23 protein-coding genes are annotated in these 26,610 nt (G+C 47.8%); 19 read left to right on the forward strand and 4 right to left on the reverse strand.

The annotated features are described in order from the left end of the window. The first annotated feature begins 1,094 nt into the window (after positions 1-1,094). Together GI364_RS04230 and GI364_RS04235 are read left to right on the forward strand one after the other, a co-directional pair. Positions 1,095-2,381: an IS110 family RNA-guided transposase gene (locus GI364_RS04230; protein WP_198853844.1), complete on the forward strand. Its 1,287-nt coding sequence runs from the start codon at positions 1,095-1,097 to the stop codon at positions 2,379-2,381. Positions 2,382-2,799: 418 nt separating this feature from the next. Then, positions 2,800-4,083: a hypothetical protein gene (locus tag GI364_RS04235; RefSeq protein ID WP_198852457.1), complete on the forward strand. Its 1,284-nt coding sequence runs from the start codon at positions 2,800-2,802 to the stop codon at positions 4,081-4,083. A gap of 147 nt (positions 4,084-4,230) precedes the next feature. Here the strand turns inward: GI364_RS04235 and GI364_RS24825 are convergent, their stop codons facing one another. Both GI364_RS24825 and GI364_RS24830 read right to left on the reverse strand, forming a co-directional pair. Beyond that, a complete protein-coding gene (locus GI364_RS24825) occupies positions 4,231-4,512 on the reverse strand; it encodes a hypothetical protein (protein ID WP_233096006.1) in 282 nt (93 codons plus the stop codon). A gap of 389 nt (positions 4,513-4,901) precedes the next feature. After that, the gene (locus GI364_RS24830) at positions 4,902-5,294 is read right to left on the reverse strand and encodes a hypothetical protein (protein WP_233096007.1); all 393 of its coding nucleotides are present in this window, start codon (positions 5,292-5,294) and stop codon (positions 4,902-4,904) included. Between the two features lie 216 nt (positions 5,295-5,510). Here GI364_RS24830 and GI364_RS04250 point away from each other — a divergent pair, with 216 nt between their 5' ends. The 4 genes from GI364_RS04250 to GI364_RS04265 are packed head-to-tail and all read left to right on the forward strand — an operon-like array spanning position 5,511 to position 8,697. Next, positions 5,511-5,921, forward strand: a complete 411-nt coding sequence (locus GI364_RS04250; protein ID WP_198852459.1) for a hypothetical protein — start codon at positions 5,511-5,513, stop codon at positions 5,919-5,921. After that, positions 5,918-6,343 (forward strand): hypothetical protein, encoded by a 426-nt coding sequence (locus GI364_RS04255; protein WP_198852460.1) that lies wholly within the window; start codon positions 5,918-5,920, stop codon positions 6,341-6,343. Before GI364_RS04250 ends, GI364_RS04255 begins: the two co-directional genes overlap by 4 nt. A 13-nt stretch (positions 6,344-6,356) precedes the next feature. After that, positions 6,357-7,844 carry an ATPase, T2SS/T4P/T4SS family gene (locus GI364_RS04260; RefSeq protein WP_198852461.1) on the forward strand — a complete coding sequence of 496 codons (1,488 nt, stop codon included), beginning with the start codon at positions 6,357-6,359 and terminating at the stop codon, positions 7,842-7,844. 4 nt (positions 7,845-7,848) lie between these two features. After that, positions 7,849-8,697, forward strand: a complete 849-nt coding sequence (locus GI364_RS04265; protein WP_198852462.1) for a type II secretion system F family protein — start codon at positions 7,849-7,851, stop codon at positions 8,695-8,697. A gap of 174 nt (positions 8,698-8,871) precedes the next feature. On the opposite strand, the gene GI364_RS04270 is transcribed toward GI364_RS04265, so the two are convergent. Next, on the reverse strand, positions 8,872-10,122 hold the full coding sequence (locus GI364_RS04270; protein WP_198849677.1) for an IS110 family RNA-guided transposase: 1,251 nt from the start codon (positions 10,120-10,122) through the stop codon (positions 8,872-8,874). Positions 10,123-10,562: 440 nt separating this feature from the next. Between GI364_RS04270 and GI364_RS04275 the strand changes: the two genes are divergently transcribed. The 8 genes from GI364_RS04275 (at position 10,563) to GI364_RS04310 (ending at position 18,499) form a co-directional block, all read left to right on the forward strand. Beyond that, positions 10,563-11,417, forward strand: a complete 855-nt coding sequence (locus tag GI364_RS04275) for a type II secretion system F family protein (RefSeq protein ID WP_198852463.1) — start codon at positions 10,563-10,565, stop codon at positions 11,415-11,417. After that, positions 11,414-11,614 carry a hypothetical protein gene (locus tag GI364_RS04280; protein ID WP_198852315.1) on the forward strand — a complete coding sequence of 67 codons (201 nt, stop codon included), beginning with the start codon at positions 11,414-11,416 and terminating at the stop codon, positions 11,612-11,614. The genes GI364_RS04275 and GI364_RS04280 overlap by 4 nt, the downstream gene beginning before the upstream one ends. Positions 11,615-11,626: 12 nt before the next feature. Next, positions 11,627-12,700 carry a ParM/StbA family protein gene (locus GI364_RS04285; RefSeq protein WP_198852464.1) on the forward strand — a complete coding sequence of 358 codons (1,074 nt, stop codon included), beginning with the start codon at positions 11,627-11,629 and terminating at the stop codon, positions 12,698-12,700. Positions 12,701-12,714: 14 nt separating this feature from the next. Next, the gene (locus GI364_RS04290) at positions 12,715-13,374 is read left to right on the forward strand and encodes an EAL domain-containing protein (RefSeq protein ID WP_198852465.1); all 660 of its coding nucleotides are present in this window, start codon (positions 12,715-12,717) and stop codon (positions 13,372-13,374) included. Next, positions 13,371-14,456, forward strand: coding sequence for a transglycosylase SLT domain-containing protein (locus tag GI364_RS04295; protein WP_198852466.1), 1,086 nt, complete (start codon positions 13,371-13,373; stop codon positions 14,454-14,456). The genes GI364_RS04290 and GI364_RS04295 overlap by 4 nt, the downstream gene beginning before the upstream one ends. 33 nt (positions 14,457-14,489) lie before the next feature. Next, complete coding sequence (locus tag GI364_RS04300; protein ID WP_198852467.1) at positions 14,490-17,021, forward strand: ATP-binding protein; 2,532 nt, start codon at positions 14,490-14,492, stop codon at positions 17,019-17,021. A 72-nt stretch (positions 17,022-17,093) separates the two neighbouring features. After that, positions 17,094-17,888 carry a replication-relaxation family protein gene (locus GI364_RS04305; RefSeq protein WP_198852468.1) on the forward strand — a complete coding sequence of 265 codons (795 nt, stop codon included), beginning with the start codon at positions 17,094-17,096 and terminating at the stop codon, positions 17,886-17,888. Between the two features lie 281 nt (positions 17,889-18,169). Next, positions 18,170-18,499, forward strand: a complete 330-nt coding sequence (locus GI364_RS04310; protein WP_198852469.1) for a hypothetical protein — start codon at positions 18,170-18,172, stop codon at positions 18,497-18,499. Positions 18,500-18,862: 363 nt separating this feature from the next. Here the strand turns inward: GI364_RS04310 and GI364_RS04315 are convergent, their stop codons facing one another. Beyond that, positions 18,863-19,522, reverse strand: coding sequence for an IS110 family transposase (locus GI364_RS04315; protein ID WP_198852470.1), 660 nt, complete (start codon positions 19,520-19,522; stop codon positions 18,863-18,865). Positions 19,523-20,384: 862 nt separating this feature from the next. Here GI364_RS04315 and GI364_RS04320 point away from each other — a divergent pair. The 5 genes from GI364_RS04320 to GI364_RS04340 all read left to right on the forward strand — a co-directional run bounded on the left by GI364_RS04320 (position 20,385) and on the right by GI364_RS04340 (position 26,601). Continuing rightward, entirely contained in the window at positions 20,385-21,113 is a 729-nt protein-coding gene (locus tag GI364_RS04320) for a class I SAM-dependent methyltransferase (RefSeq protein WP_198852471.1), read from the forward strand. Positions 21,114-21,192: 79 nt separating this feature from the next. Beyond that, positions 21,193-22,410, forward strand: a complete 1,218-nt coding sequence (locus tag GI364_RS04325; protein WP_198852472.1) for an ATP-grasp domain-containing protein — start codon at positions 21,193-21,195, stop codon at positions 22,408-22,410. A 65-nt stretch (positions 22,411-22,475) separates the two neighbouring features. Continuing rightward, a complete protein-coding gene (locus tag GI364_RS04330; RefSeq protein ID WP_198852473.1) occupies positions 22,476-23,921 on the forward strand; it encodes a citrate/2-methylcitrate synthase in 1,446 nt (481 codons plus the stop codon). Further along, entirely contained in the window at positions 23,896-25,017 is a 1,122-nt protein-coding gene (locus GI364_RS04335) for an aminotransferase class V-fold PLP-dependent enzyme (protein ID WP_198852474.1), read from the forward strand. Before GI364_RS04330 ends, GI364_RS04335 begins: the two co-directional genes overlap by 26 nt. A gap of 12 nt (positions 25,018-25,029) precedes the next feature. After that, entirely contained in the window at positions 25,030-26,601 is a 1,572-nt protein-coding gene (locus GI364_RS04340) for an amino acid adenylation domain-containing protein (protein ID WP_198852475.1), read from the forward strand. The last annotated feature ends 9 nt before the right edge of the window (positions 26,602-26,610 follow it).

The following is a 26,610-nucleotide window of genomic DNA, read 5'->3' on the forward strand; positions in this document are numbered from 1 at the left end:
ATCATTTGTACTCTTGGCGTCCAGAATCAAGCGAGGAAACTCACTTCTGAGAAAGCACCTGTATCTCGCAGTTACTCAGATGCTGTCGTACCATTCTGTGTTTCAGCAGTTGCACGTCGAAAACGTGAGTGTAAGACGAATGACCAAAATGCAATCTATCATGAAGCTGATTGGAAAGTTGGCGCGAATGATTGTCGCGATGGCGAGAGACAGGCAGCCGTTTATAGAGGAGAGGGTACAGTTGAAAGCTGCATAAACTCTGAGAAGTTAAGTATACGTAGATTGGTTCATTCGCAGGATTTCACAAAGAAAGCACGGAGTACCGAGACTCTTGTACTGAAGGGCGCTGACCCGTTGCGTTAACGTGAATCGGACTTCACACCTTGGTTAGATGGGACGAAGGAATGTAAGGGTACCGACCCGTTGAGATGTGGGAGTGTAGATTCCAAGGAACATGTGGAGAGAAGCGTGCAGTATAAGAATTGTTTTGGAAGATGCTGTAGGTTCAAGAGCGCCTTCTGCTTCCGCATGCGCTTCAATCGGATCGGAATCGGCAGTATAATCCTTCAGTGACTCCTGGTCCATACACAAGGTGATGAAATCTTGCAAATGAGCGAGTATTCGTTAGAAAATACCTAATGAGTGAGGGAGTTTAAGAAGAACACGTACGGAATCCGGATCAACACATATATACTAGACATATTCATGCATGAATTCTTCTGCTTTCTACTCCAATCAAAACTCGCAACAAAAACTTGACTTCTACAAATGGGTAAATGTCTTAGTGTCTTTTTTATACTGCTACAAGCGTTAAGCCGCTGACCTGTACCGGACTCATAATCCGAGACTAAACACGTGTATCATCGTACAATTATGTTAAAAAAATCTAATAAAAATATTAATTACCCAAATATAATCTATATAACTATATTAGTTAAAATATGTTATACTAGAAATTAATATGGTATATGGAGCCATTCCTGTAATGAATTAATTTCGGGTTTGTAACAAAAAGAGCGCCTCCTGTATGCTGGGTTCCGAATGCAGACACATTCATTCCCTAATTGAGGAGGACGCTCAACGTGAAGTATAAGATCCAACAGAAGCAAAATCAACGAATTCAACAAATTACCGACACTACCATCATTGTGGGAGCCGACATTGCGAAGCAAACCCATGTGGCGAGAGCCATTGACTTCCGTGGAATTGAGCTCGGTAAAGAGTGTGTTTTTAACAATGACGATGAGGGCCTGACGAAACTCGTAACGTGGATGAAGGAGTTGCAACGGCTGCACGGCAAGACGGATGTCGTCTTTGGTGTTGAGCCGACCGGACACTACTGGTTTCCGTTAGGTGCCTTCATGCAAGACTTGAGTGTTCGATTCGTGCTAGTGAATCCGCACCACGTCAACAAGAGCAAAGAGTTGGAAGATAACTCGCCAACGAAGAACGACTACAAGGATGCCAAGGTTATTGCGAATCTCGTCAAGGACGGCAAGTACACCGAGCCTAAACTCCCAACAGGTATCTATGCGGATTTACGAATCCTCATGAACCTGAGAGAGAAGGTCGTGGTGAATCTGGGGCAAGTGCAAATGCGGATTCAGAACTGGCTCGACCGGTTCTTTCCGGAATACACCCAGGTGTTTAAGGACTGGGAAGGTAAGACGTCACTCATCACACTGCGTAAGTCTCCGTTTCCACAGGACCTCGTCTCACTCGGCGCCAGCGAGATTGTGGGTCAGTGGAAAAGGGGCGGTGTGAAGCGGGCTGTCGGTATGAAGCGAGCAACACGGCTTGTGAGTACCGCTAAAAAGTCTATTGGTCTGAAAGAGGGGCTTACGGCAGCTCGGTTGGAACTAATGGCTTTGCTAGAACAGTATGAGATGTTCACTCGGCAGCGTGATGAAATCATGGCTCAGGTAGAGCAACTACTGAACCAAATTCCAGGCACAGAAGAAATGCTCAGTGTGCCAGGAATGGGTTTTACGACACTTGCCGGATTCCTGGCTGAAGTGGGCGACCTACGGGGATACGACCATGGACAGCAGATTATCCGGCTCGCTGGACTGAATCTGAAAGAGAACAGTTCTGGCAAGAGGAAAGGGAAAACAGGAATCTCGAAGCGGGGTCGCTCCCGGCTCAGGGCACTACTCTTTCGAGCCATATTGCCGATGGTTGCCAAGAACGCCGAGTTCAAGGCGTTGCACGATTATTACACGACCCGAACGTGCAATCCCTTGAAGAAGAAACAGTCACTGATTGCGCTGTGTGGAAAACTCATTCGTGTTCTACACACATTGGGGACAAAGCAAGTTCAGTACAACGCTGAGGATTTACTGGGGCCACTTCGGAGGTCCCAACTACAGGTGGCAGCTTAACCGATTTGATTCAAACTCGTCAGTTCGATTTACTCGCTTGTACACGATGAATCGCCAAGACAAACAGAAGCACGGATAAGCCGTAGTATCTACACCATAAGGGCAACGACCCAGTAAAGGAGCAAGAAACGGCATCCACCCCTTGAGAGGTAGTACGAAGGAATGTGAGGGCATAGACCCAGTGTGACATGGGAGGGTAAACCGCAAGGGAACGTGTGGACATCCAAATGTGCGAACATAATTATGTTCCATGTATTGGTAAAATAGCACCAATCTCTGTTCCTGCTACGGACTACCCGTTTGAAAATTGGCACATCTAGCATTCTGGTAATCTCTCTCAAATTGTCAAGGTGCGTAATCGTGAGAATAAGAGAGTAAATAGGAGAAAACATTAATTTATAGTGGGAGGTTTGCATTTATGAAAAAAGTTGTTTTAGGACTAAGCTCATTGGCTACTCTTTCTTTAGGAGCATTGGCCTTCCCATCTCACCCAACACTTGCTGCTTCAACGAATTCGAATCCAAGTACGGTCTTGGTCAAGAATAATTCGGATAATTCAGGCAAATTTAAGAATCAAGTTGACAGAGTCTATTCTCCAAAAACAAAGAGTTCGAATTTCAACTTAAATGCTAACATAATTGTTGTGCACAGAAACTTGATCCCAGGACAATCAACGGCGACTTTACCAGGAAAATATAAAAAAGGGAAACCTGACATAAAGGCATTTAATAGTATTTACAATTCCCCATACATGCAAAAACTCCGAAATGCATATAATAATGGTTCCTTGATTGTACTAGCAGGTAATAATGATGGTAAATTAACCGATTCTTTGATATATAAGCTCTTTAATACTTCTGGCGCTGAAGAAATTCATTCCAGTGATTTTCAAGCTCTAGGACTGTATAAATCCCCCAAGACTAACCGTGCACGAATTGTGGCGTTTAATTTCAATAAGAAGAATGTGGGCATAAAATATATATTAAAGAGCGCCAAAATATTCTATGAGAACAATATTGCTGGAAAAACGACTTCTTCATCGATTCAGCCCATGAGTGCGAGCACTTCACAAACAGGAGGCATATTACACAAATATAATTCTAATTATTATGGATATACAAACTCCTATAACCTATATGAATCAGGTTGGGGTTTGATTGGTCAGATCGAGTTTGACACTAGACTTCAAAGAACTGACTATCAAAGTGGCTATAGTGAATGGGAAGTTAAATTAAACATGAATACCTATCCCCAGAACAGTTCCTGGCAAAATGCAGCAACTTGGCAGGGAATAAACAATACAGAGTACTACCCAGTTCAGAAAATACTACAAGCCAAACCAGGAACGCAAAATAGTTCTTACAACCAGAGTGTAAGTGCAAATGTTAACTTGAGCCCGATGGAGGGAGGAACCGGTTCGATAAGTTTTGGTACACAATGGAATTACACTATCAGTTCACGGTATGTGCAATTAATGGGGACAGCTTATAAGACCGATGGATGGAACACGTCTTATAAAGGATGGTCTGGACCCGCAGAATATGGAGACTATGAAGAACCTGGTTTTACGATATCAAATACAGCCGGGGACCTTGTATTGCCTTTGGATCATGTTCTAAGCATGCGACATTGGATGGGGAAATATTGGTATAATGCTACAACAGGAGATCAATATGACACAATCATTCCTCCCGCGCAATAAAGAGCACTCAGTGATAACTACAATTTAGTGTGATGCATTTACTTTGAGGTCAACCATCTTTAATGGTCGACCTCATTTGATTTTTAAATTTCCGTCCACAAATCTGCGTCAAGTATATCAACACAAACAGTAGGCTTTTTGTCGTATTTAATTACTTTTCCTAAGTTTCTTGTCCAGATACTGCAACAATGCGGGATTAAGTGATATAAACTCACTACCAGCGTAGCTACCATGTTGTGTATCTATTTGAATCACGCGGTCATTTGGATAGAGGGTTGCATTTTCAAGAACGGTACCATTGCTAGTACGAATCATGATACCGTAAGAAAGCCCAGTTGGGTTTAACATTTGGTTAATATGAAATTTCCCCGTAATACCCTTCTCTAATTTTGTAAAAACATATCTAATCTGAGACGGATTTTTTACCATGACACTCCTGTACGGTCGCGTCAAAGTATAGATTTGCATATTTAAGGGTTTCGTGTACGATTTCCAAGATAGATGTAATACATCGTTTTGTGAAAAAGAAATTGGATTAAAGAAATAGTTCTTTTGAATGACCTCTGTCGCAGCAACAATTGCAAAGAGGCATAGAGTTCCAAGTAAAACGGTCCACTTCATAACACTAAGTCGATTTATCAAGACGAACATCCTTTACTGGAGTTTACATTGATGTATATATACATACTCACATATATTAACAAGTGTAAGGGGTCGCGTCACGAAACGGAACAAATCGTACGTTAAGCCTCTGTCCTGTCAGATTGAAGTCATAGACGTCATCCATATCATGACGTCAGAAAAATCTCCAACTAACCCTATTCTGACGCTGTTATACTGGGTTTCCTTACGTAAGATTGAGGTATAGTTAATTTAGACAGTATTGCTGTTAAGTTAGACGTGCGAAGGCGTTTCACAATATACAAGACGCTTAGCGTGCAGAAATATCCGTTTCGTGACGTGCCCCCTTGTAGGCCGTGCTCACGTTTGCCATCCTCTCCGGCAACATATCCTGCATCACTGTTTAATTGACGAAATTCTTCTTCAGTCAATGGCTCGTCGTCTGGTTTCTGCATGTCAATTTCTTTCCAAATCTCAGGTTTCTTTCCCGAACGCTCTACCTGATACTGAAGGAAGTCAAAGGCTGTTTTTTGTTCTGGTTCTGGAAGGCGTTCAATAAGATCATGCAAATCCTTTTTACTAATGGCCATAATGGACTGTCTGCTCCCTTTCTATGGTGGTCATGCAGCAAATCCTGATCCTACATAAAAACCGCATGCGATTTGCAGTCGCATACGGGAAAACTACCGCAATGTTGTTTCTGCCACTATTATATTCGCCGTTTTGAATCCATGTCAAACGAGGTCCAAGCGTGTGCCTGGACCTTTTTTGTCGTGCACTCTGTCATAGATGGGAGGAGGGTTGTCATGAAGAGGTATCTCCAGCGCATCTGGCAGGAGGAGGCGGGCAACAGCCTTGTTGGGGACATGGCCTTTGCCCCCTATGCGGTCTCTATTTTTCTCATGGCTGTGTTTGTCACCGTGATCATCTGTTACGTCGTCTGGGCCAACTTTGTGTTCGCGGTCGCTGTGTGGGACGGTGCGCAGGCAGAATCACGGAGTCCTGGAATCGGTTCAACCATTGTCATGCAAACGGTGAAAGATGCAGGAATCAGCACTGTACCCAGTGTCAGCGTGAATGATCACGATGGGGACCAGGTGGATGTGTCCGCAACACTACAATTGCCCATTCCGGACCTAGGTGTGTTTTCACAGTATGAATTCCACCCGTCCTTGACACTCACCAAAGTATATCTTGCGCCGAGGTGGTGGACATGAAGTTCGGGCTCCTCGCGATGTTGTACAGCCTGTTAATAGCGGTCGTCATGTCCCTTGTTTTTCTGACCCTAGGGCAGTTGTACATCATCCGTCAAGATGCGTCTGCTGCGACGACCGACGCGGCGCTTACTGCGGCTGCAGCCATCCTGCAAAGTGGCGGCACGTATGTCCTTGACCCTACAGCGGCCTTGAACGCGGGTAAGACTGCCTATGCACAAACTTGGCAGATGCAGCATCTGCGCGGGCTTACCACAGTAGGTTCAGTCAGGATGACAGTGGACGCGGACCATGTGACCGCCACGGGTGCCGTGACCTTTACACCTCTTCCATTGTGGCCGCTGAAGAAACTATTCCCACAGGTTCATTTTGGCACCGTCACCATCACCCGTACAGGAACGGCCAACATCCATCAACCCACATAAAGGAGGGAGTCCAGTGAGTCAACCAAGTTGGGATACATTGGAGGCTTTGCGGCTTCAGGAGTATGAGGAATCTCAAAAGGAATTGGCCGTTGAAGAAGTCTCATCGGCAGAGGGCAGGACCGATCTGGGTCAACTGGCCACGTATCAGCAAGAACTGATTGACCGGCTGCTGCAGGAGCCGCCAAGTGAACGAACGCGGATAGAACAGCACACCTTGCTCCATCAGGTGATTTCCGAAACATCCGTACCCGGTCCAGTACACTTTGACGTCATTGAATCGGTCCTGGACGATATGTACGGGTACGGCCCGGTCCAGGAACTGTACGACCGGCCGTCTGTCACGGACATTCAGATTTTCGTTCCCTTAGCAGATACGGAGACACATCAGATTCAGTACGTGGAGAACGGGGTACGAAAGGCATTCTCAGGCCGGTTTCGAGACAAGACCCACGCCATCAACTGGCTCAACAACAAGTTAGCACGTATCGGACAGAGATTTGACCCGGCCTCCATGACGGTGGACGGGGCCATGCCGGATGGCTCTCGCATCCATGCGGTCTACGGACCTTCCGGGTACTCCACTTGGGATTCTGAGGCGGGGTTCCGGCTTGTCCGGAGTCTCATTATTTCCATTCGCCGATTCGGCAAACTGTTCACCCCAACGGACTTGACCAATTCTGGAGACATGACAGCGCGGCCCAAACTCTATAGCGCGGCAGAACACCGGTTGCAGATACCGGAGAAATGGTTCGTGCACCAGGACGCTTCAGTAGATAGAGCCACCATGGATTATTTTCGCGTCATCATGGAGATGGGCATCAACTTTCTCATTGCTGGCGGGACGGGCGCAGGGAAAACCACCTTCGGGAATGCGCTCACCACTTATCTGCCAGCGCACGTGGTGACGCTTATTATCGAGGAATCGCCGGAACTGCAGGCCATGGTGCCACATGCCATTCGGCTCTATGAAGACAGGCCCAATTACGTGGGCAGCAGGGTCGGATTCAGTCTTCAGGATGCCCTCAAGGCAGCGCTTCGCATGTTCCCAGACCGGATCTTTATTGCGGAGCTGCGAGATCAACTGGCCTATTTGTATCTGCGCGCTATCCAGAGTGGGCACGACGGCTCCTTTACCACCATCCATGCTTCCAATTGTGCCGCTGCACTCCGGCAGCTCATGACCTATGCCAAGTCCCATCCAGACAAGCCTACGGAGGAATACCTGACCACCGTCATAAGGGAGCGCCTCGGCATGGTGTTTCACCTCAGTCTGGATAAGAAAGCGAAAGCCCAAGGGCTTGCTACGGCCCAGTACGTGGATGAAGTGGTGGAAATTCTGCCGGGCAATCAAGGCGTGGAGACCCATACGGTGATGCGGTATGAACGCGGGGTCGACGAGGCGGGGCAGCCCCGTGGGTACTTCCATTGGATAGGGCCGAGTGCCCACTTTCTATTACAGATGACGGAACTTGGATTCGAGATTCCCGAATCATGGAGGTGAGGTTGTGACGTTTCTTGGTATTGTTCTCATCACCCTTTTGTTGGGGATGACCCTTTGGTTCAGATCCCGACATCGGCTTCATCAACAAAGTATGATGCTGCCAGGTTACCGGCGTACGTTTCGGCAAAAGCAGTCTTTGACGGCGAAATGGGGACGTGGGGTCCGGAACTGGTTGAAACATCTGGGCGGGACCTCCTGGATGTTGACGGGACTCGGTACCGTGTTGGGCGCAGCACTGGGATATATGGGGTTTCAGTCCTTTACAGTGGGGGCACTCGTTGGACTCTGTACCCCGCTGTTCGTGACCTTGTGGCTGAAGAAATACCTGGAGAAGGAGTATCTTCAGCAGGTGAAAGACACCTTGAGATTTCTCGAATCCTCCTTCTCCAGTGGCGGGCAAATGGAGGATGCACTGCCAGAGCTCCTCAATCGGTCGCAAGGTCGCATGCGCCGGGAAGTGGAAGTGGCGGTGGCATTGCAGCGAAATGGGACACCGATGAGAGACATCCTCATCCATTGGAACGAGACGACACTGGAACCGCATCTGGCGTTTGCACTCCGGTCCATTGCAGATGTTCTGAAAGACGCAGGAGATCTCGTCACGGTGGTGTCTGAATCCATCACAGAGATGCAACGGGATGAGCAGTTTCGGGAAGCCCTGCAGGTGGTAACCCGTAATTCGTGGGTGAATCTTAGCCTGGTTCTGAGTTTCCCTGTCATCTCTTTTTTGTTGTTTCACCACGTCGTCCTCACAGAACTTCATGAGATGCCGTGGCTGACGGCAGTCCTCGGCGCTGGCGTCCTTGGTTTTGGATCCATTTTCACCTGGTTCATCTATGTTTCCAGGGTATAGGAAAGAGCAGCGGTACGATGTCAAGGCCCTAAGGTGACATAATATTTGTCGAATTGCTACTACGTTGGACGTGGTGCCAAAATTAGCAATACTCAACTAAGCCCACCCTACCTAGATTTTTAAAATATGGTGAAAAACCTAGGAACTGGTGGATAGAGGTCGATCGCGGTAAGTTTATGCGCGTTGTCGGACCCCTCCTTCCGGAGTGTAAAGTCGGTTGGTCTTTAGCAGATAGAAGACCACTCGCATCAGTTTCCGGGCTGTAAGCGCAAGGGTACGTCCCTCGGCAAATTCCTTTGGCTCCGCTCTCTTCTTGGCATAGTACTCGGCGAAAACAGGGTCGTGCACCCGGACACTGTTTGCCGCTTCAACCATGTAGTACTTGAGGTAGCGGTTGCCAGAATGAATCAGTCGAGTTCGGTTGGCTGTGAATTTCCCGGACTGGTGAACGGTCCAAGCGAGCCCGGCGTGTTTAGCGGCTTCCGCGTGGCTCTTAAACTGGCTTACATCCAGCTCAGCTACAATGCCGGAAGCAAGAATGGGACCGATACCGGGAATGGAATCAAGGGTTTGCGGGATCGTCGCCAAGTGGTCCTCAATTCCTTTGCGTAGTGCCTTCAGTTGCTCTTGTACCGTTCGAATCACGCGAATACTAGAAGCCATTGCGAGATTGACCGAGTCCGACATCGACTGGGGTAGCCGGTACGAGGAGCGAGCAGCCTTCTGTAGCACTTTAGCAACGACCTCAGGATTTTCGAATCGGTTCTTGCCATGTGCCACAAGGAATTCAATGAGACGCTCAAGGGGCATCTCACAGAGTTCCTCAACGGATTCGAATTCCTCCATGACAGCAATGGAAGTTGCCGAGAGCTTGTTTCTCTTAAAGGGACCTGTGCTGCTGTAGTCACTGAACTTGAGATACAAGTTCGTCATGAGGAAGTTGCTCTCTCTAGACAGATCCTGCATCAGGTGGTAGCGGGCTCGCGTCAAGCGCTGCAACGCCATGAGCGGCTCGCTCCAGGTAAAGGGATGCGGGAGAAGGCCTGTCCGAAGCTTAGCTGCGATAAACCAGGCATCTACTCTATCGTTCTTGGGGGCACTCAGGTAATGGGATTTCTTAAACTCCCTGATAAGACTGGGGTTAAAGACGTAGACCCTACGCTGAACACCAAAGTCCAAATGACGTTGCAGATACATGGCGGCATGGGTTGAGTAGCATCCAGTATGTTCGAGACCAAAGAGAATCTCTTCAGCCTGTTTCTGTTTTGCCAGCTTGGAGATACGATCCTGAAACTCTAAAATCCCAGGACGATTGTTGGTAACGGTGAATCGACTCACAGGTCGTTTCTCATCGTCCTGTGTTAAGCAGCAAACCACGTTCTCTTGGCTGCCTACATCAATTCCGACAAACAAGGAGGAAGTCAATATAATCACCTCCTTCAGGTTGGGATGCAGATGCCTGCGACCTCGGGATGACCCTGGGAAACCCATGAACGACAGCCTTGCGAGCTATTGGAATACACCAGACGTCATCGGTGCACGAGCCTCCTTCTGCTGGCAGGAGGGATGACGGACCGGGAAACAGTCAGCGTGTAGGTCTATTCCATGGGGCCAGGGGAACAATCTTTCCTCGGAAGACACCCTCAGATGAGGGGCAACGGGAGGGATAGGAACATTCCCTTGGTAGACACCTACGGCTATTTTCCCAAGATCAGCCCGAGGTCGTAAACACTCACTTTGTCACAGAAAGGTCTATCAACATTTGATTAGGTTTTCAAGGAACAGAAATTTAATAGAGCAACTACATTATGGTTTTACGTAAACCAATTCAGCAGCTGTTCTTAATATACAAGGAGGGATACAACATGATTGGACTGGGTGTGAGTATCGTTGTGATGTGCTTTGGGTTGGGGGTGCTGTATTACACTTTCCCGGATGTGGGCATTGCCTGGTACAAGCTTCAAGGAGGACGCAGCAAGGCAGCGCAACAAAACAGAAAGCGCGTCTACAAGGGGTTGGTTCGCATGATAGAGGCCGGGATCCCTCATCCCCTGTTGCATCGGTTGAATCATATGGTTCGGATGGCCGGGAGGCCCTATGGGTTGGAGGCCCCCGACTGGGTGCTGGTGGAGCTGGGGGTCATCCTGGTGACCTGGCCGCCCCTGATGTTGCGCGGGAGTCGCTTCAGTGGACTGTTGCTCTCCATCGCCTTCATGGCATTGCCCTGGTTGCTGCTGCGTTCTAAAGCGAAGCAACGGAGGCTGGATGCACAGACGCAAATTCGGGCTATGAAGCGCATGTTTCGAATGAAGTTGCTCGATGGCGCCCACATTCCCGACGCCCTGCAATCCGTGGGCGATGCAGCCATTGGCGAATTTGGGGACACGTTTCGCAAACATCTGACCCGGTTGGACCAGAGCATGAAAATTGCCATGCAGGGACTGAGAGATGAATACGGCATTCCGGAATTGGATGTGTTTGCCCTGGCGTTGGAGTTGGGAGAAGAGAAAACGTCTCAAGAACTGTTGAAAGAGTTGAACCGACAGATTGACGACGAGTACAAACACATCCAAAACTACCTGGAGGCCAGAATGAGTCGCCTGAAGATGGCGCAAGGGGGGGCCATCTTTCTCTTGGTCCTTGTCGTAGTCGGCGTCATGATGACCTTTGCCGTCGCTGGCACACTGCACATGATTGGAAAGGGAGGATTACTCGGATGAGAAACAGGATTCGTAAGTGGGTGCTGAAATCTGTCAATGACGAAGTGTATTCGGGGGAAGCTGTCGACACGGTGTGGTTTATCGTCGGCGGCATTCTGGTGGTGGCCCTGGCCTATGTGGTGTGGCCTATCATTCAGAACTATGCATCCCAGTTTTTGACGCTGCTGTGGACGAAAATTACAGGATTACTTTCATAAGGGGGCGTGAACATGGCCGTACTGGGTATTGATTTGGGATACGGGTTTACCAAAGGGGTCGTCACAGGTTCACAGGAACAGTTTCTCTGTCAATCCCTGATTGGATCGAGTCTGGATCGCGTGCTCTCTGGCGGTCTGTTTGGTATTAATCATCCAGATGACATCCAGGTGGATATTGAGCGTGGCGGTACATCCGATTCTTACTTCATCGGAGAGTTGGCTAGAAGAGAATCGACGGATGTCACCTATACCATGGACGAAAACAAAATTGACCATCCTCTGACACAGGTATTGCTGTGCGCAGCCAGTGCCGTGCTCTGGCCAGGAAAGGACGCAGGGCCAGTGCATCTGGTCACGGGCCTGCCCATGAGTCATTACAAGACACAAAAGGCGAAGCTGGAGGAGAACCTGAGGAAGTTGGATGCCAAGGTGCGGATTCCGGGCAAAAATACGGGCTGGGTCCCGGTGAAGTTCGACCGAGTCACCGTCTTCATGCAGGGGTATGGGGCCGCGTACGCAGCAGTCCTGGATGAGAACGGGAAGCCGAGAGATAAAGAGGTCCTGCAAAGTGGCGGACTGGTGGTCGTGATTGAGTCTGGCCACAAGACCACAGATGTCGTGACCTTTGAAACCAAGCCAAAGTTTCGCCCGGTCGATCACTTGTCCTTCAGCCTGAACCTCGGCGGGGACAACTTGGCCCAGACCATGCTGCGTGTGTTTCAGGAGAAAGCCGGTGCCCAGTGCCCAGCGTCGGTGCAGGACCAATGGACGTATGAGGGGCAGCTTTGGTACGACGGGACAGAAGTGAATGCCACACGGGAATTGGACCAGGCGCGGGAACGGCTGGGGCAAACCATCATGGACCGGATTCGTGCCCGGTTTGGGGACAACGCAGGTCGGGTCAGTACCGTGTTCCTGGCAGGGCGCAACGCGCCTTTGGTCGAGCAGCCCTGCAAAAGTACGTGGAACAATGTGAGGGTGGTCAACAATCCCCAATTCGCCAATGCAGAAGGGTATCGGATTGTGGGAGAAATGCTGGAACGAAAAGCAGCTGCCAGGTCTCAGGACAAAATTCGGATGGCATGAGAAAGGAGAGACCGATGGAACTCATTCCAGTATTTCAAGGTATTGTGGAAGTCGCCTCGGCCCAGGTCATCGGGTATGAAGCGATGATACGGGGACGGATAGGCCGCACGCGGATTGGTCCTGGAGACTTGTTTGCAGAGGCTCGAAGAACAGACAGCGTGGTGCAATTGGACAACCAGGCGCGTGCAGCCAGTCTGGGTTCATATGTTCACAGGGAGTTACTCTTTCTCAACGTAGAAGTGCCGACCCTGGATGCGAAAGCATTGACCTTCCCACCGGGTGTGGATTTATCCCGTGTGGTACTGGAGGTGACAGAAGCCGTTCAGTTTCAGCATCCCATCGAAGAGGTGGCCACGTATTTGGAACCGTTTCGCAGGGAAGGAATGCAGGTCGCCATTGATGACTATGGTCGCGCTTGGTCCAACCTGCCCCGGATTGAGGCACTGCACCCGGAGTACCTGAAGCTCGACCGGCGTAATTGTGCTAATGTGGTGCACAATTCCAGCGTGGTGGCGGGGATGGTGAGCTTTTGTGAGCGTGCGGGCATACATCTCATTGCAGAAGGCATCGAGACTGCGGAACAGGCACAGGTTATCTCAGATTTGGGGGTACGGCTGGCACAAGGGTATTACTACGATGTGCCTCATGCATTGCGAAAGGCTGCGGTGACATGAACCTGCGCCTGAATCTATCCAGCCTTCGAGACGCGTTGCATCAAGTGAAAAACTCTCCAGCTGTCAGGATGGCGGTGAAGCAGTACCCGCTGGGTCGGGTACTGCTTTTTGCAGTGGAGCACCCGCAAATCACGATCGCACTGGTAGTCGTCGCGCTCTACGTCACCATAGTGGTGCCAGCGACAATATTTCTCGTGACGCTGAGTCTCGAAGACGTGAATGTGCAGCAGACCGTCAGTGCGACGGGGCTGCCCACGTCCGTCAAACCGGGGGTCATCCCCACCCACGTCTTACCTGCTCTGGAGCATGCGGCAGAAAAGTACCGTGTGCCCTTGCAGTTCCTGGCTGCCGAAGCAAAGGTGGAGTCCGGGTTCAATCCCAAAGCGGTGAATCACGGTTCCGGCACCCACGCCAGCGGCATGATGCAATTTGAACCGGGTACCTGGAACGGGTTTGGCGATCCCCTCACGGCATTGGATGAGTTTGATACGAATCCGGCACGCATTGCTCACTACGGGGGTTACGGGGTGGATGCGGACGGGAACGGGACAGCCAGTGTCTATGCCCCTGCCGATGCAGCCATGGCGGCAGCGCACTATTTGCGCCATCTCTACCAAGGGTACGGCCACAACTGGAAACTGGCCAGCTACTGGTATGGAGCAGAGACACAGGCGTATGTGCGTGCCGTGATGCGAGATATGGCCGGGTTTGTACCGCCTGCTGAGAAAATGGGACCTACGGCGGATTGGTTTATTGGCGGCAAAAAAGGCACTTCTGTTGTCAGCCAGCAACCTACGCGCCTGACGCTCTCTACCACGGCCTGGGCACCCATTTATGCGCCTACCGCTGGCACGCTCACCGTTACGTACAAGCCTTCCGGAGATACCGTCCAGTGGCAAAACGGGGTTGGGCTCGTTTCCTTGACTTTTTCCGGTGGCCTTGTGGCCTGGGCCACGACGGGGACAGTGAGCGCTGGACAGTTGATTGGATTTACGACCACGAAGCATCTCATCATCACCGGCAATGTGAATCCGCTATCTGTCGTGGGCGGGAGCTTGCCTACATGGGTGAGGATTTCATGACAGAGGGTTTATTCCTACCAGGGAGGGAAAACGATGAATTGGTTGTGGATGTTATTGATTCCGGCTTTCGCAGCGGTGGTTTATATAGAACGGCGGTATACACGAAAGATTCATACTGCCATTAGTGAGAGCTGGCAGTACCTTCGAGTGTTGCCGAAGGCAGACCATCAGCTGAAGGTAGCAGAGACCGTGCAATTTTTGCATCAATTGTGGCAGTTTCGCCGCCCGGATGTGGTCGCTTTGCGCAAGGGACAGAGTATGTTCCGAAGCCTCTTTCACAAGACTTCAACGGGAGAGGTCGCGTGGTATCTAGCGGTGCCAACCGACCGGGTGCAGGGGTTCTACGCGGCTTTTCATGCTGCCTTTCCTAGCCTGGAGGCGTTGGAAGTGAATCCGGAAGAGTTGGAATTCTTACAGCGGGTGCATACGGGCAGCATGTTACAACTGGCGAAACGCGGGGAAACTGCAGGCTTGCCCCTCTCCACGCTGAGAAGCGGGGACCCGCTGCCAGCAATCCTTTATGGGATGGGGGCCGGTCAAGAGCAGGCCACAGAGGAAACCGTCCTAGATATTGTGCTATCACCCGCCTCGGACCGGGCGTTGAGAGGCGCCGTTCGAAAAGCGGAGCAGGCATTGAATCCACGTTTGTCGAGGACGGAGGCACCTTCAGCTGCGGGTCTGGTGGATGCAGGAATGAAGTTCGGTCAGGAGGTGTTGAATGAACTTTCTGACGGGAAGCTTCGTCAACGAGGGCTTCTCCAACAAAACAGAGGAGCACAGGGGCCCAAATGGAATGAGTTAGAGGCATCGGTACAGAATCAGGTGCAGTCGGTTCACAAGCGGTACACGGGGACGGAACATGCCTTTCATACATGGATCCGTCTTGGCGTATGTGCGGACCCGGACGACGGGAGGGACCAGCACTTGAAATCTATCGGCAAGGCACGCATTCAGGCTATGCTCGGTGGCTTTGTTGGCTGGAGCGGCCATCAGTCTGTCATAGAGAACTGGAGATTTCGCGGTAAGCGGGCCGTGGAAAGCATCCGGCAAGGTCCTCCTCCGAGAGGTCAGGAGATGTTGGTGACGACGGAAGAAGCCGCGTGTTTATGGCATTTGCCAGATTCTAAATCTAGCGTGTTTCAGTTCATTCCAGCCGTTCGGCAGCATGCCAAGACGCTCAAAGAGGGTGAACTCACGGAAGGCGTCAGCTTGGGGGCGCTGCGTCATCCCACACAAAGTGGCCGTCCTGTGAAACTCCCCTTTGAACAACTGACAAAGCACTTTGTCCTCAGTGGACAAACAGGGAGTGGAAAGTCTTCGGAACTGGTGGAGATTCTGGATTCCCAGATCCAACAGTGGCTCCAACAACCGACCTTCCCTGGATTCAGCTTCATTGACCCGCACCAGGAAACCATTATCATCCTGATGACCAGGCTCTTAAACTATGGCTTGACGGAAGAACAGTGGTCCAAGGTGCATTACATCAGTCTGGCATCGCCAGCCTACCCCATTGGGCTGAATTTGTTGGCGCGACGTCCAGGAGAGGATCCAGATGACGTGGCGGACGACGCCATGGCGCTCATTAAGTACGCTTATGGTGGAAACACACCCCAGTTGGACCGGATTCTGCGAAACGGGTTGAGAACCTTACTGGAGGATGACAGTAAGGCGCATAGTGTTGCCGGGCTAACGCCCCTGTTTCAGGACGAGAGGTGGCGGTCTCGGGTGCTTCGTCATGTCAAAGACCCGGTAGTCCGCATGTTCTGGAAGAATGAGTTTGAGGGGGCTACCTCCTCCATTGGTCCGTTGATGAATCGACTGAGTCCATTCATTTCGAACAAGACCATGCGCCGAATGTTTGGACAACCATCGTTTATGCCGGAGATACGAAAGTATATGGATGAGGGACACATTTTCTTCTGGGACGTCCTCGGTGTGAATCCGGAACGCATGCGCCTTGGAGTAGGGTTGCTCATCAATCAATACTATAAGGTGGGAAAAAGCAGACCCCTACATTCTATGCCCCATTTGCTTGTGGCAGATGAAGCCCACCTGGTGCAGGTGCCGGTGCTGGAGAAGATTCAAGCTGAAACCAGAAAATATGGATTAAGTTTAGGGCTGAGTACGCAATTCATTGAGCAGTTCGAGGACTGGCTGCAGAAATCCATTATGGACATCGTCGGGAACATCTTCTCCTGCAGTCTTGGGACCAATGCGGCGTCTGTGGTCAGTAGTATGACCAACGGTCACTTTGACAAGTCGTATCTGCAGAATCTGCCGGAACGCACTGTGGGGGTCTACACGAAGGTGGACCGAAAGGTGAGAAGCCTGGAAGTGGAAGCGGCTCCGCCCTACATGTATTTGTCCAATTGGCAGCAGGTGGACTTCAGGGACAAAGATCAGGTTCAGGAGGCAACCACCTGGGCTTTAGACAAGGCGCGTGAGTTGCAGAAACGGGACGCGCAATCTGCGGAAGAGGTGGATAAGGAGCTGGACTCCTATCTATCTACGGAGACTGCCTTGAGACTGTCAGAAGAGATACCTGATGATGTCTTTCATGTGTAAACGTCATGCAGGAACGAATAGGTAGGGGCAGTTCACATCTGCTCCTATTTGCGATATCGGGAGGGGATTGAAATGATATTGCATTGGCCCTCCACTCATTTTAAGCCGGAGGAACAATTGCTGGGGATACTCTTCGACGGGGGAATTATGACTCGGGAGCAAATCGCAGGGGTAAGTGATTTTTCCTTGCGAAAGGTTAGGTATTGTCGTGATAGAGCCAGAAGATTGTCAGGAGAAAGACCAACTCAGAGGTTTATTGTGGCGGGTGGAAGAAAAAACGGGGTCGCTTATGCATTGACGCGATCTGGCATGCGTTACGTTTATGAGATGTTAGGATACGAAAACCAACGTATTCAAGTTGTTCCAGAAGGGCAAGTTGTTCACTACTTAGGGATTAACAACATTCTTTTGAGAGCGGTAGAGGTTTTTGGTAGGGAAGATATTGAGTGGCTTTCTACGCGAGAATTAGCCGAGGAACTAGAGTTACGGAGACGGTTACAAGGTAAAAAAGACATTTACCGAGGTCGCGCTATTCGTCCAGATGCATCTATACGAATTGGAACCCAAGATCCTGTTTGGGTGGAATACGATAATAACACGGAGTCCACCGCAAAACTAGAGAGAAAGTTCACGGCCTATTGGCACTTAAGACAGGAACTAGGTACGAACATGCGCACCGTTTTATGGGTAACGGCTACAGAACGCCGTAGGAACTACCTAGAACGTGTGTACCAAGCCATAGCGAAAATTCATGGCTGGGACAACAGCATGCAGCATCAATTTTTCATAGAGGGTGATGATACACAGTGGCTGAAAACAATTCAATCGGAGTTTGTAAACAAGAAAAATCAGCGTGGCAACAATTAGTTGAGCCTGTTATCAGGGGTTTTGTAAACAACTGTGTTTAGGAATTATACCCCTTGTTTACACAGTGATAAGAAAATACCTAAAATAGTCCGCTGTGATAAGGCTTTCGTCTGTTTACAAAGATTGTTTACATTAGAAGTGATTTCACCCTGATTTTTCAAAGGCAGACACGCGTATTCGCCTGTAGACAACGTTCGTTTACAAATACACTCTTAACCGTCCAGTCATGGGCTCCACGCAAGGAATTTTTCTGTCTACAAATTACCCAGGAGGGGTTTCAAATGGAGATTCCAGAAGAAAAAGTCTACTCAGTGCGTTTGAAGAAGAATGTTCATCGGGCGATTATGGAACACCTCGAAAATGGGATTCCTCAACACATTCTTGTGGAAGCACTGGTCCGCTACTTCAATGATGTCGAGTCGCAGCATTCAGCAACACTCAGCCAAGTTTTAGCCAAACTGGACGTTCTGCACTCAATGCTAGAATCTCGTTTATCCAACCCAGACGTATCTCGATCCGAAATTCAGGATGAATTCACCCCTGTCCGTTCAGACGTCGATCCTTTGACCGAAGACGTGACTGACTCCGTTATGAATCTGTTAGGTCTTTGACGGAGATTGCTTTCTATCTATATGCGTTATTAAGTGCCTTATTGTGTGCGTTATTATGTGCCTTATGAGTGCTCTGCCTCCCTAGGAAATCCCGCGCTCCGCTTAGGATTACGTAACAGACTTGATAGCTTCCGCTACCCTATTTTTCGGCACTCGCTCCGCTGCTTCCTCGTCTGTCTCCACTGCCGCTCTGGTTCACAGACCGCCTGTCATCTCCTCAGCCTATTTGTCTCGTTCCTCAAAACGGGGACGCCTGTGGCGTCCGCTACAGCTATGCATCCAATTTGCTGCGCTACCACACCAGGGTACAACCTGTTAGAGGTGCGTCACGTCGAATTCATGGCACCGTGAGCAATCTCCCCCTCACGCTAAAGGTTTCGAGAGTGGGTACCTCCTATTGCTGTCAATTAACTGCTTGATTCGATCGGCTAAGTCTGTTTCTGCTGTCGCGAGTACTGAGTCAGGAGTAGGGAAAGCCGACAGCGTACGTAATGAGACCTTTGAAAATAAATCACCGAAGACGCCTCTGTACTCCGGAAACACCTGGTCCAGCACTGCATGAAACTGTAACTTCGTTTGGATATACAGGTGTGTGACAGAGTTTCGTTGCCTGGTGAGAGTCCGCAGGTTTAGAAGTTGTAAGCCCCGCTTTCTGACAGGCTCGAAATCTTCCTTGTAAAAGAGCTCACAGAGTCTATAGGCGTCCATGGCATCCGTCTTTACTTTACGCAGACTCGATTTCTTGGCTTGGTGAGAGATAAGCGGATTGACCACGATATAGACATACTGTGCTTCGTCTAGAAACCTCACGATTGGAACATGATAGTGTCCAGTTGACTCTAAAATGACTGTTGGTGCGAGACCTGCAACGGATTCAATATCTCTTAGTAGTTCATGAAATCGTGCGAGACCATCGGTCGTATGGAGTACGTTAAAGTGTTTTCCATGGGGGATTCCTTTGTCCAGAAAGACCTGCCCTTTGGTTTCTCCCTTAGCAACATCAAGACCGATGACAGGATTCACGTAGACTACCACCTTTCTTGTATTGAAATAAGTGTCGCCGGTAACCCCTATCCTTCTTGCAGTACCATAGCTTCGCTTGTGATACGAGATCGATGTCTCAACCAGCCTCAAACATGCTTCCACAAGTAGGGGGCAGACAGTTTAGCGCACGGGTTCGCAGACCCACGGGGGCGTACGTCCGACCCGGCTACCCGTGTAGCAAACCTCACAAAGCACTATGAGGTCAACCAGAAATAACTGGTTGACCTCATAATACAAACGGGGGCTTTAGCGACAGAAGAACATGCGTCAACTTTCGGATAAATAACCACATATATGTATATTAATGCTGAAAATTCTCCTCGTATTTCTTTTCCAACAAATTGCTTAGAGTAAAGAAAATCGGTTTTAGCGATCCAATAAATGTCTTAGCGTGGGTTTTACGTCATTTTGTTGGCGGTACCCCGTACTGGGTACGGGTGGCTGGTGGTGGAGCATCCTTTCTCGGCCTACCGCGACTCGTGCGTTTCTCCTGCACCGCTTCGGATTTTACATCCACACGAAAGCTATGCAACATTTGCTTGTGTTTGCTCTTGTGTGCACTTAGGAATGACACAATTTACACTGGGGAATCCTTCACCAAAGACACACTAAATCCCTTCAAAAATCAAAGGAACATCCCCATACGGGCGCGGAAGATGAGTAATAAATGTATTAATGTGGGTTTTACGTCATTTAGTTGATGATACTCCAAGATTTTTTAAAATCTATTGACAGAAAAAAGAATTAGGAACATTATATGATATATGAGTATATATAATTCATTTCAGTGTTAATTAAGTACAAATTAATAAAGTATAGAAAATCAGGAGGATAGGTGAAATTGAATCCCTTTGACGAATCGTTTGAATTATTAACACTGTGGGATAATCTTGTGGATTCTCCCGAAATAGAGATGTATAGGAAACTAAGGCGCCGAATTGGTGGTGTGGCCACTGAACTTGGAATAGGGTCTGGGCGTGTCGCCATGTGTGTGGAACCCGACAACGGTGTTGATTCGTCTCCAGTAATGCTTCAACACTGTAGAGAGTTGATGGGGGATAAGACACCACTGTTAATTAATTACGACTTCAAGGACTATCGCCTAGATACTAAATCGACATTTACGTACTGCCCACTTAATTCGGTTAATCATTTGTCTCCAGACCACTTTGTTTCGGCAATGAAAAATGTATTTGAAAACACGGAACCAGATGGGTACTTCGTATTTGACTCTATTGTCCCGGATTTAGCGAAAATAAAGTCGCGGAATAATCTCACTTTGTTTCGTGGTAAAACCGATGAATACGCCATTTACGAGGTTGCTTCTGTGGACAGTTATGAGGAACAGAAGACTCTTGTTCATGGGGTGGTGGAATTCTTAAGTCCTCAAGGTGAAGTCCGGTCAAAAAAACATTACCCGCCTATAGCTTGGTACTATTTGTTTCCGTCACAGATACTAGACCTTATCAAAGAGACTCATTGGAGTATCGAAAATCTGTGGGGTACTTTCGATGGGGAACCATTGACAGAGGCAAGCAAGAGGCAGGTCTGGATTCTACGAAAATCTTGATTTGATATATTACCTTTCGATGGGCTCGGCGCTGTCTGAGGATACAACGTCACCTATCATGTGCAGGATGGTGAGTTAAATGTCAATACTGATCCTGAATAGTGCGTCACGGGATAGATGTCCCTATGATGAATGGCTACAGCATTTAAATGAGGATTTAATTTTACTTACGACGAGAAAGCATTATGGGGAATTTGTGGGAGGTTCATATAAAAGGGTAATTGGTTTTGACAACTATAGAGACAATTGGTGCGTTGAGCTAACTGCTATGGAACTGGCAGAGACTAACGATGTCAGGGCAATTATTGCTAGTGGCGAGTTTGATCTTTTGCGGGCTGCAAAATTACGAGACATGTTAAACATTAGCGGTCAGAATTGGGAAAGTGCATTAGCCTTTAGAGATAAGACGGTAATGAAACACTTGACAATGAAAGCAGGGATTAAGGTACCACAGTTCGAGCGGATAAATGATGCCTTTGATATCAGCAGTTTTATTAGTGAAAATGGATATCCAGTTGTAATAAAACCGATCTCAGGGGCTGGGTCTTTAGATACTAAGATTATTAACAACAGGATAGATTTGGAAAATATGTTATCAAGTGCAATAAAAACACCTATGGAAATCGAAGAATTCATTGAAGGAGATATGTATCACGTTGACGGCATTGTAATGGATGGAAGAGTGACGTTTGCTTATCCTTCTAAATACATCAATGGTTGTTTGGCACACCAAAAAAATCTCTATCTTGGCAGCTATATGCTCGATGCTACAAATCCGCTCTTTGAAAGCCTCTTAGGGTTTGTGGAGCAAGTGGTATTCGCATTACCAACTCCGCAATACACCATTTTCCATGCTGAAGTATTCCATACCCCGAACAATGAATTTGTCTTATGTGAGATAGCCAGTCGAGTCGGGGGAGGGCTGATAGAAGAATCATTCTTGCACGCATTTGGCATAAATCTACAAAAGACTATGGCAGAATTTCAATGCGGAATTTATGATGTTTTGGCAACTTCATCGAATAAATCGCCGAAATTTTTTACGGGTTTTATTCTAATCCCTCCTCATCCATTGGTTTTGTCTAAACTTGCCAATGACGATCCACCGGACTATGTCTTGGAGAAACACATAAGTGGTGAAATTGGTCGTGCGTATCGCGCCGTCGACAGCGTAACGAACTCAATTGCGTCCATATTGGTTCGAGGTGATTCTGAAAACCAGGTTCTACGTAGAATAGAAAAAGTTAATGACTGGTTTCAGAAATGTGTTCAATGGGATGAAAGCGTTGATGAGTGATCTTCGTTAGTCCGTTGACGGAGCAGACTCGGAGAGAAACGTACATTTGTCTGGGAGGTGTAAATATGGAAAAAGCGGTTGAACTCGTTATAGCTGAATCACTCGGACTACCTCTTGACCTAATTCATGATGATCTCAAGTATCAGGATATTCGTGCCTGGGATTCACTGGCACATGTCTCTTTAATATTACGTCTCGAGGACGAGTACAATGTTGTCGTATCTGATGATGATATGGAACATTTAAGCTCTGTGAGGGAGATAAAGACATTTATTAGCGAGAGGCTTAACCGAGAATCTGACGGAGTAGAGTCCAAGACTTCAACAAAGCATCTGGAGATCAAAAGGGGTCTAACTGGCGTTGCGTTTGATAGAACTGAAATCACACATATTGACGGAAAAAATGGTGTTCTCCTGTATCGTGGGTATTCGGTCAATGAACTCGTGAGAAACAGTAAATTTGAAGAAACGGCATATTTACTCATATACGGGAAACTGCCTGATGAAGCTGAGCGTCTTGCTTTTGACCAGAAACTTCGTGACTATAGGACTCTTTCACAACATGAAATTGACTTCATTTATTCCTTGAGACGTTTACCGCCTCTCGTCGTCCTTCGAACAGTAATCTCAGCTAATTATAAACCTGAATATTTAAGTAAATCCGAAACGATAAATGTTTACAGAGAGATTGGCATTAAGCTGATATCACAAATTCCTACAATAATTGCTACCCATCATGCATTCGTGTTAGGTAGAGACTTAATGAATCCTTGTTCCAATTTGTCTCATGTAGACAACTTCCTCTACATGTTGAGTGGCAAAATACCAACTGAACTTGTGTCGCAGATATTTGAAAAAGATTTAATTATCCATATGGATCATAGTTCAAATGCCTCTACTTTTGGAGCCCGAATAGCCATAGGGGCACAAAGCGACATCTATTCAGCAGTCACGGCTGCCATTTCTATTTTCTTTGGAAAGGTTCATGGGGGAGCAATTGAAGAAGTTCTCAAGATGATTGATGAAATTGGAACTCCGGATAACGTAGAACATTATGTAAAACAGAGACTTCAAGACAACTTGCCGATAATGGGGTTTGGGCATCGAGTATATAAGGTTAAAGATCCCCGAGCTGCCTTGCTGAGAGATTTCGCCACAGAATTATGTTTGGGATCTTCAAAGGGCCAGCAGTTGTTGCAAATAGTAAAAAACATAGAAGTAGCTATGCAGAGATATTCGCAGCATGGGGTTCATCCTAATGTCGATTTATATTCTGGCATTATTTACGACGGTATAGGATTCTCGCGCGACTTATCTATTCCTATATTTGTATCTGGTAGAATCGTGGGCTGGGTGGCACAGGTATTGGAGCAACTCAACAACAATATTCTGATACGGCCGCTGTTACACTATGTTGGTCCAGCAAAATTACACTATCCGATCCCAGTAATTAATGCTACGGAAAAAGAGTTGAAGGAGGATAAAAGTGAATTTCAATCCAATCTATTCTGAATTGGGCGTTCGTACAATAATTCATGCAGGCGGTACCAAAACGACACACGGCGGTTCAAGAGTACATCCAAGTGTATTTGATGCCATGAAAATCGCTTCAGAGTCATTTGTCGATATAGTAGAATTAAACCGCAAAATTGGGGAATACATAGCTGAGATCACAGGCGCCGAAGCCGGGATGATTACGAGTGGCGCAGCCAGTGGTGTCGTACTCTCTATCGCTGCCTGCATGACCGGAACCGATATTTCTAAAATTCGCCAATTACCTAAGTCGGATGGAATGAAGAATGAAGTCGTGATCCAGAGAATTCATCGAGGTGGCTATAGCCATATGTACACCTTCACAGGCGCAACGATAGTGGATGTGGGGGACGTAAATGACTGTTTACCAGAAGAGTTAGCTCATGCAATAACTAGTCAGACCGCTGCCATTGCTTACCTCATAGGCCCCAGGGTCTCACGCACTGGCCTGACATTGCCGGAGGTGGTTGCAATTGCTCATGACCGCGGCGTTCCTGTAATAGTAGATGCCGCAGCAATGTTGCCTCCTAAAAGCAATCTTCAGAGATATGTGGAAGAGGGCGCAGACCTCATAGTCTTCAGTGGTGGAAAGTTAATAGGTGGACCACAGAACACTGGGATAATGTTTGGACGTCGGGATCTCATTGAAGCTGCATTGGCTAATACGAGTCCCAATCATGCAATTGGCCGTCCACATAAGGTGTCCAAAGAGGATATGGTTGGTCTATATGCAGCATTGCAAATCTATATAAATTCAGATGAATCTGAACGAATTGAACACTATAAAAGCCTTCTTGAGCCGATTTACAAATCATTGAAAGATATTGACAAGATTAATGTGACTATTCAACATGACGACCATAATCATCACGTTCCAACTTTAGTTATTGAATTCTCCACAACTTGGAATGGTAGGTCGCCATATCAAATTAAAGAAGGGCTGTTATCGGGGGACCCAGGTATATTTGTTCAATATTTCAAAGACATTGGTCACTTGGTTGTAAATCCCATAAATGTTCAGGATGATGAACAATACATTATAGCCGATAAATTAAGAGAACAACTGCTGCATTAGGAGGTAATGTTATTGCAGATACAGATTCAAGCCCAGACTCTACAGGAGATGTTTCTAAACACAGTCGACCTCGCTCTAGATAAGCCTGCCTTGTATGTTGATCTGCGGCACTATACATATGGGGAGTTATTGTACCTGGCAAAAGTATGGGGTGGGTGTGTTATCAATGCATTACCGAATGAGCCAAATAGGGTAGGGATTCTAGCGTCGAGAAACATTACGTCTTACGCAGCCGTTGTTGCAACTCTGCTAATGGGTGCTTCTTTTGTTCCCCTTAGCGTTAAACAAGGGACTGACAGGGTTGCCACTATAGTTCATGAAGCAGAGTTAGATGTGATTTTTGTTGACAGGAGCTCGTTGCCCTTCTTAAAAACTGTGTGCCAAAAACTTAAGAATTCACCTCTTATTGTCTGCCCAGATATAGATAGGAATGAGTTGAGCAGCCACATCAATGCTACATTTCTTTCCAGAGAGGATATGCTTAGTAGGCATCAACTTGAGCAACCAATCAAACTTAGCCCAGATGATGTTGCTTACATTCTCTTTACCTCCGGAAGTACAGGCAAACCTAAAGGGGTGCCCATTTTGCATCGTAATGTTCTATATTTTCTCTCCCTAAATCAACAAAGATATCAATTGACCCCTGATGATCGGTTGTCTCAGACATTTGACCTTACGTTTGATCTAGCGATGTTTGACCTGTTCATGGCGTGGGGTGCAGGTGCATGTGTATGTTCATTCCAACCCATTCAATTGTTATCTCCGTTTAAAATCATACGTGAACAACACGTAACCGTGTGGTTTTCAGTTCCTTCGGTAGCACACCTTTTACAACGGAAAGGGCTATTACGTCCATCTAGCCTAGCAAGTCTAAAATGGAGCTTATTTTGCGGTGAGCCATTGACCTTCAAAACCGCCGAGGCCTGGAAATTGGCGGCTCCTAATTCTATAGTTGAAAACCTTTATGGTCCGACTGAATTGACTCTGGCCTGCAGTGTTTATCGACTGAGAGATAGGGACAACTACTCGTATGACCAGGACATACTACCAATCGGACAAATCTACAGCGGGCTTAAGGCTCTAATTGTGGATGCAGAGCTGAATCCGGTGAAACCTGAAGAGCCAGGAGAACTCTGTGTTTCCGGACCACAGACATTTCCGGGCTACTTAAAAGACGAAGCATCGACAAAGAAGAACTTCTTTGAGACAGCAGACAAGACCAAATACTTTCGTACAGGTGATCTCGTCAGAAGTATAGAGGGGAACATTTCTTTTTTGGGTAGAATCGATCATCAAATTAAGGTGATGGGGTATCGAATTGAGCCCCAAGAGATTGAATTTCATATCCGACAGTTTCCAGGGGTGCATGAAGCGATCGTAGTCCCATATCCCCCTGAAGCTAGAATGGCTGAGTCGCTTACAGCCTTTATTGTTGGAAACAACATAAATGTTGCTGAAATGACGAGAATGCTCAGCATACAACTTCCATCCTACATGGTTCCCAAAAACATAAACTTAGTGGATGAAATGCCGCTTAATAATAACGGAAAAATCGATAGGGTGAAACTCAAAAATAGGATGTAGTATAGGAGG

Source organism: Alicyclobacillus sp. SO9 (assembly GCF_016406125.1).
Taxonomy (GTDB): domain Bacteria; phylum Bacillota; class Bacilli; order Alicyclobacillales; family Alicyclobacillaceae; genus SO9.

What these genes read in the sequence shown, in the direction of transcription:
- GI364_RS04305 (WP_198852468.1), top strand. Translation starts at nt 17,094, where the DNA reads ATGATATTGCATTGGCCCTCCACTCATTTTAAGCCGGAGGAACAATTG.
- GI364_RS04235 (WP_198852457.1), top strand. Translation starts at nt 2,800, where the DNA reads ATGAAAAAAGTTGTTTTAGGACTAAGCTCATTGGCTACTCTTTCTTTA.
- GI364_RS04280 (WP_198852315.1), top strand. Translation starts at nt 11,414, where the DNA reads ATGAGAAACAGGATTCGTAAGTGGGTGCTGAAATCTGTCAATGACGAA.
- GI364_RS04290 (WP_198852465.1), top strand. Translation starts at nt 12,715, where the DNA reads ATGGAACTCATTCCAGTATTTCAAGGTATTGTGGAAGTCGCCTCGGCC.
- GI364_RS04325 (WP_198852472.1), top strand. Translation starts at nt 21,193, where the DNA reads ATGTCAATACTGATCCTGAATAGTGCGTCACGGGATAGATGTCCCTAT.
- GI364_RS04255 (WP_198852460.1), top strand. Translation starts at nt 5,918, where the DNA reads ATGAAGTTCGGGCTCCTCGCGATGTTGTACAGCCTGTTAATAGCGGTC.
- GI364_RS04250 (WP_198852459.1), top strand. Translation starts at nt 5,511, where the DNA reads ATGAAGAGGTATCTCCAGCGCATCTGGCAGGAGGAGGCGGGCAACAGC.
- GI364_RS04330 (WP_198852473.1), top strand. Translation starts at nt 22,476, where the DNA reads ATGGAAAAAGCGGTTGAACTCGTTATAGCTGAATCACTCGGACTACCT.
- GI364_RS04300 (WP_198852467.1), top strand. Translation starts at nt 14,490, where the DNA reads ATGAATTGGTTGTGGATGTTATTGATTCCGGCTTTCGCAGCGGTGGTT.
- GI364_RS04275 (WP_198852463.1), top strand. Translation starts at nt 10,563, where the DNA reads ATGATTGGACTGGGTGTGAGTATCGTTGTGATGTGCTTTGGGTTGGGG.
- GI364_RS24830 (WP_233096007.1), bottom strand. Translation starts at nt 5,294, where the DNA reads ATGGCCATTAGTAAAAAGGATTTGCATGATCTTATTGAACGCCTTCCA.
- GI364_RS04295 (WP_198852466.1), top strand. Translation starts at nt 13,371, where the DNA reads ATGAACCTGCGCCTGAATCTATCCAGCCTTCGAGACGCGTTGCATCAA.
- GI364_RS24825 (WP_233096006.1), bottom strand. Translation starts at nt 4,512, where the DNA reads ATGGTAAAAAATCCGTCTCAGATTAGATATGTTTTTACAAAATTAGAG.
- GI364_RS04285 (WP_198852464.1), top strand. Translation starts at nt 11,627, where the DNA reads ATGGCCGTACTGGGTATTGATTTGGGATACGGGTTTACCAAAGGGGTC.
- GI364_RS04310 (WP_198852469.1), top strand. Translation starts at nt 18,170, where the DNA reads ATGGAGATTCCAGAAGAAAAAGTCTACTCAGTGCGTTTGAAGAAGAAT.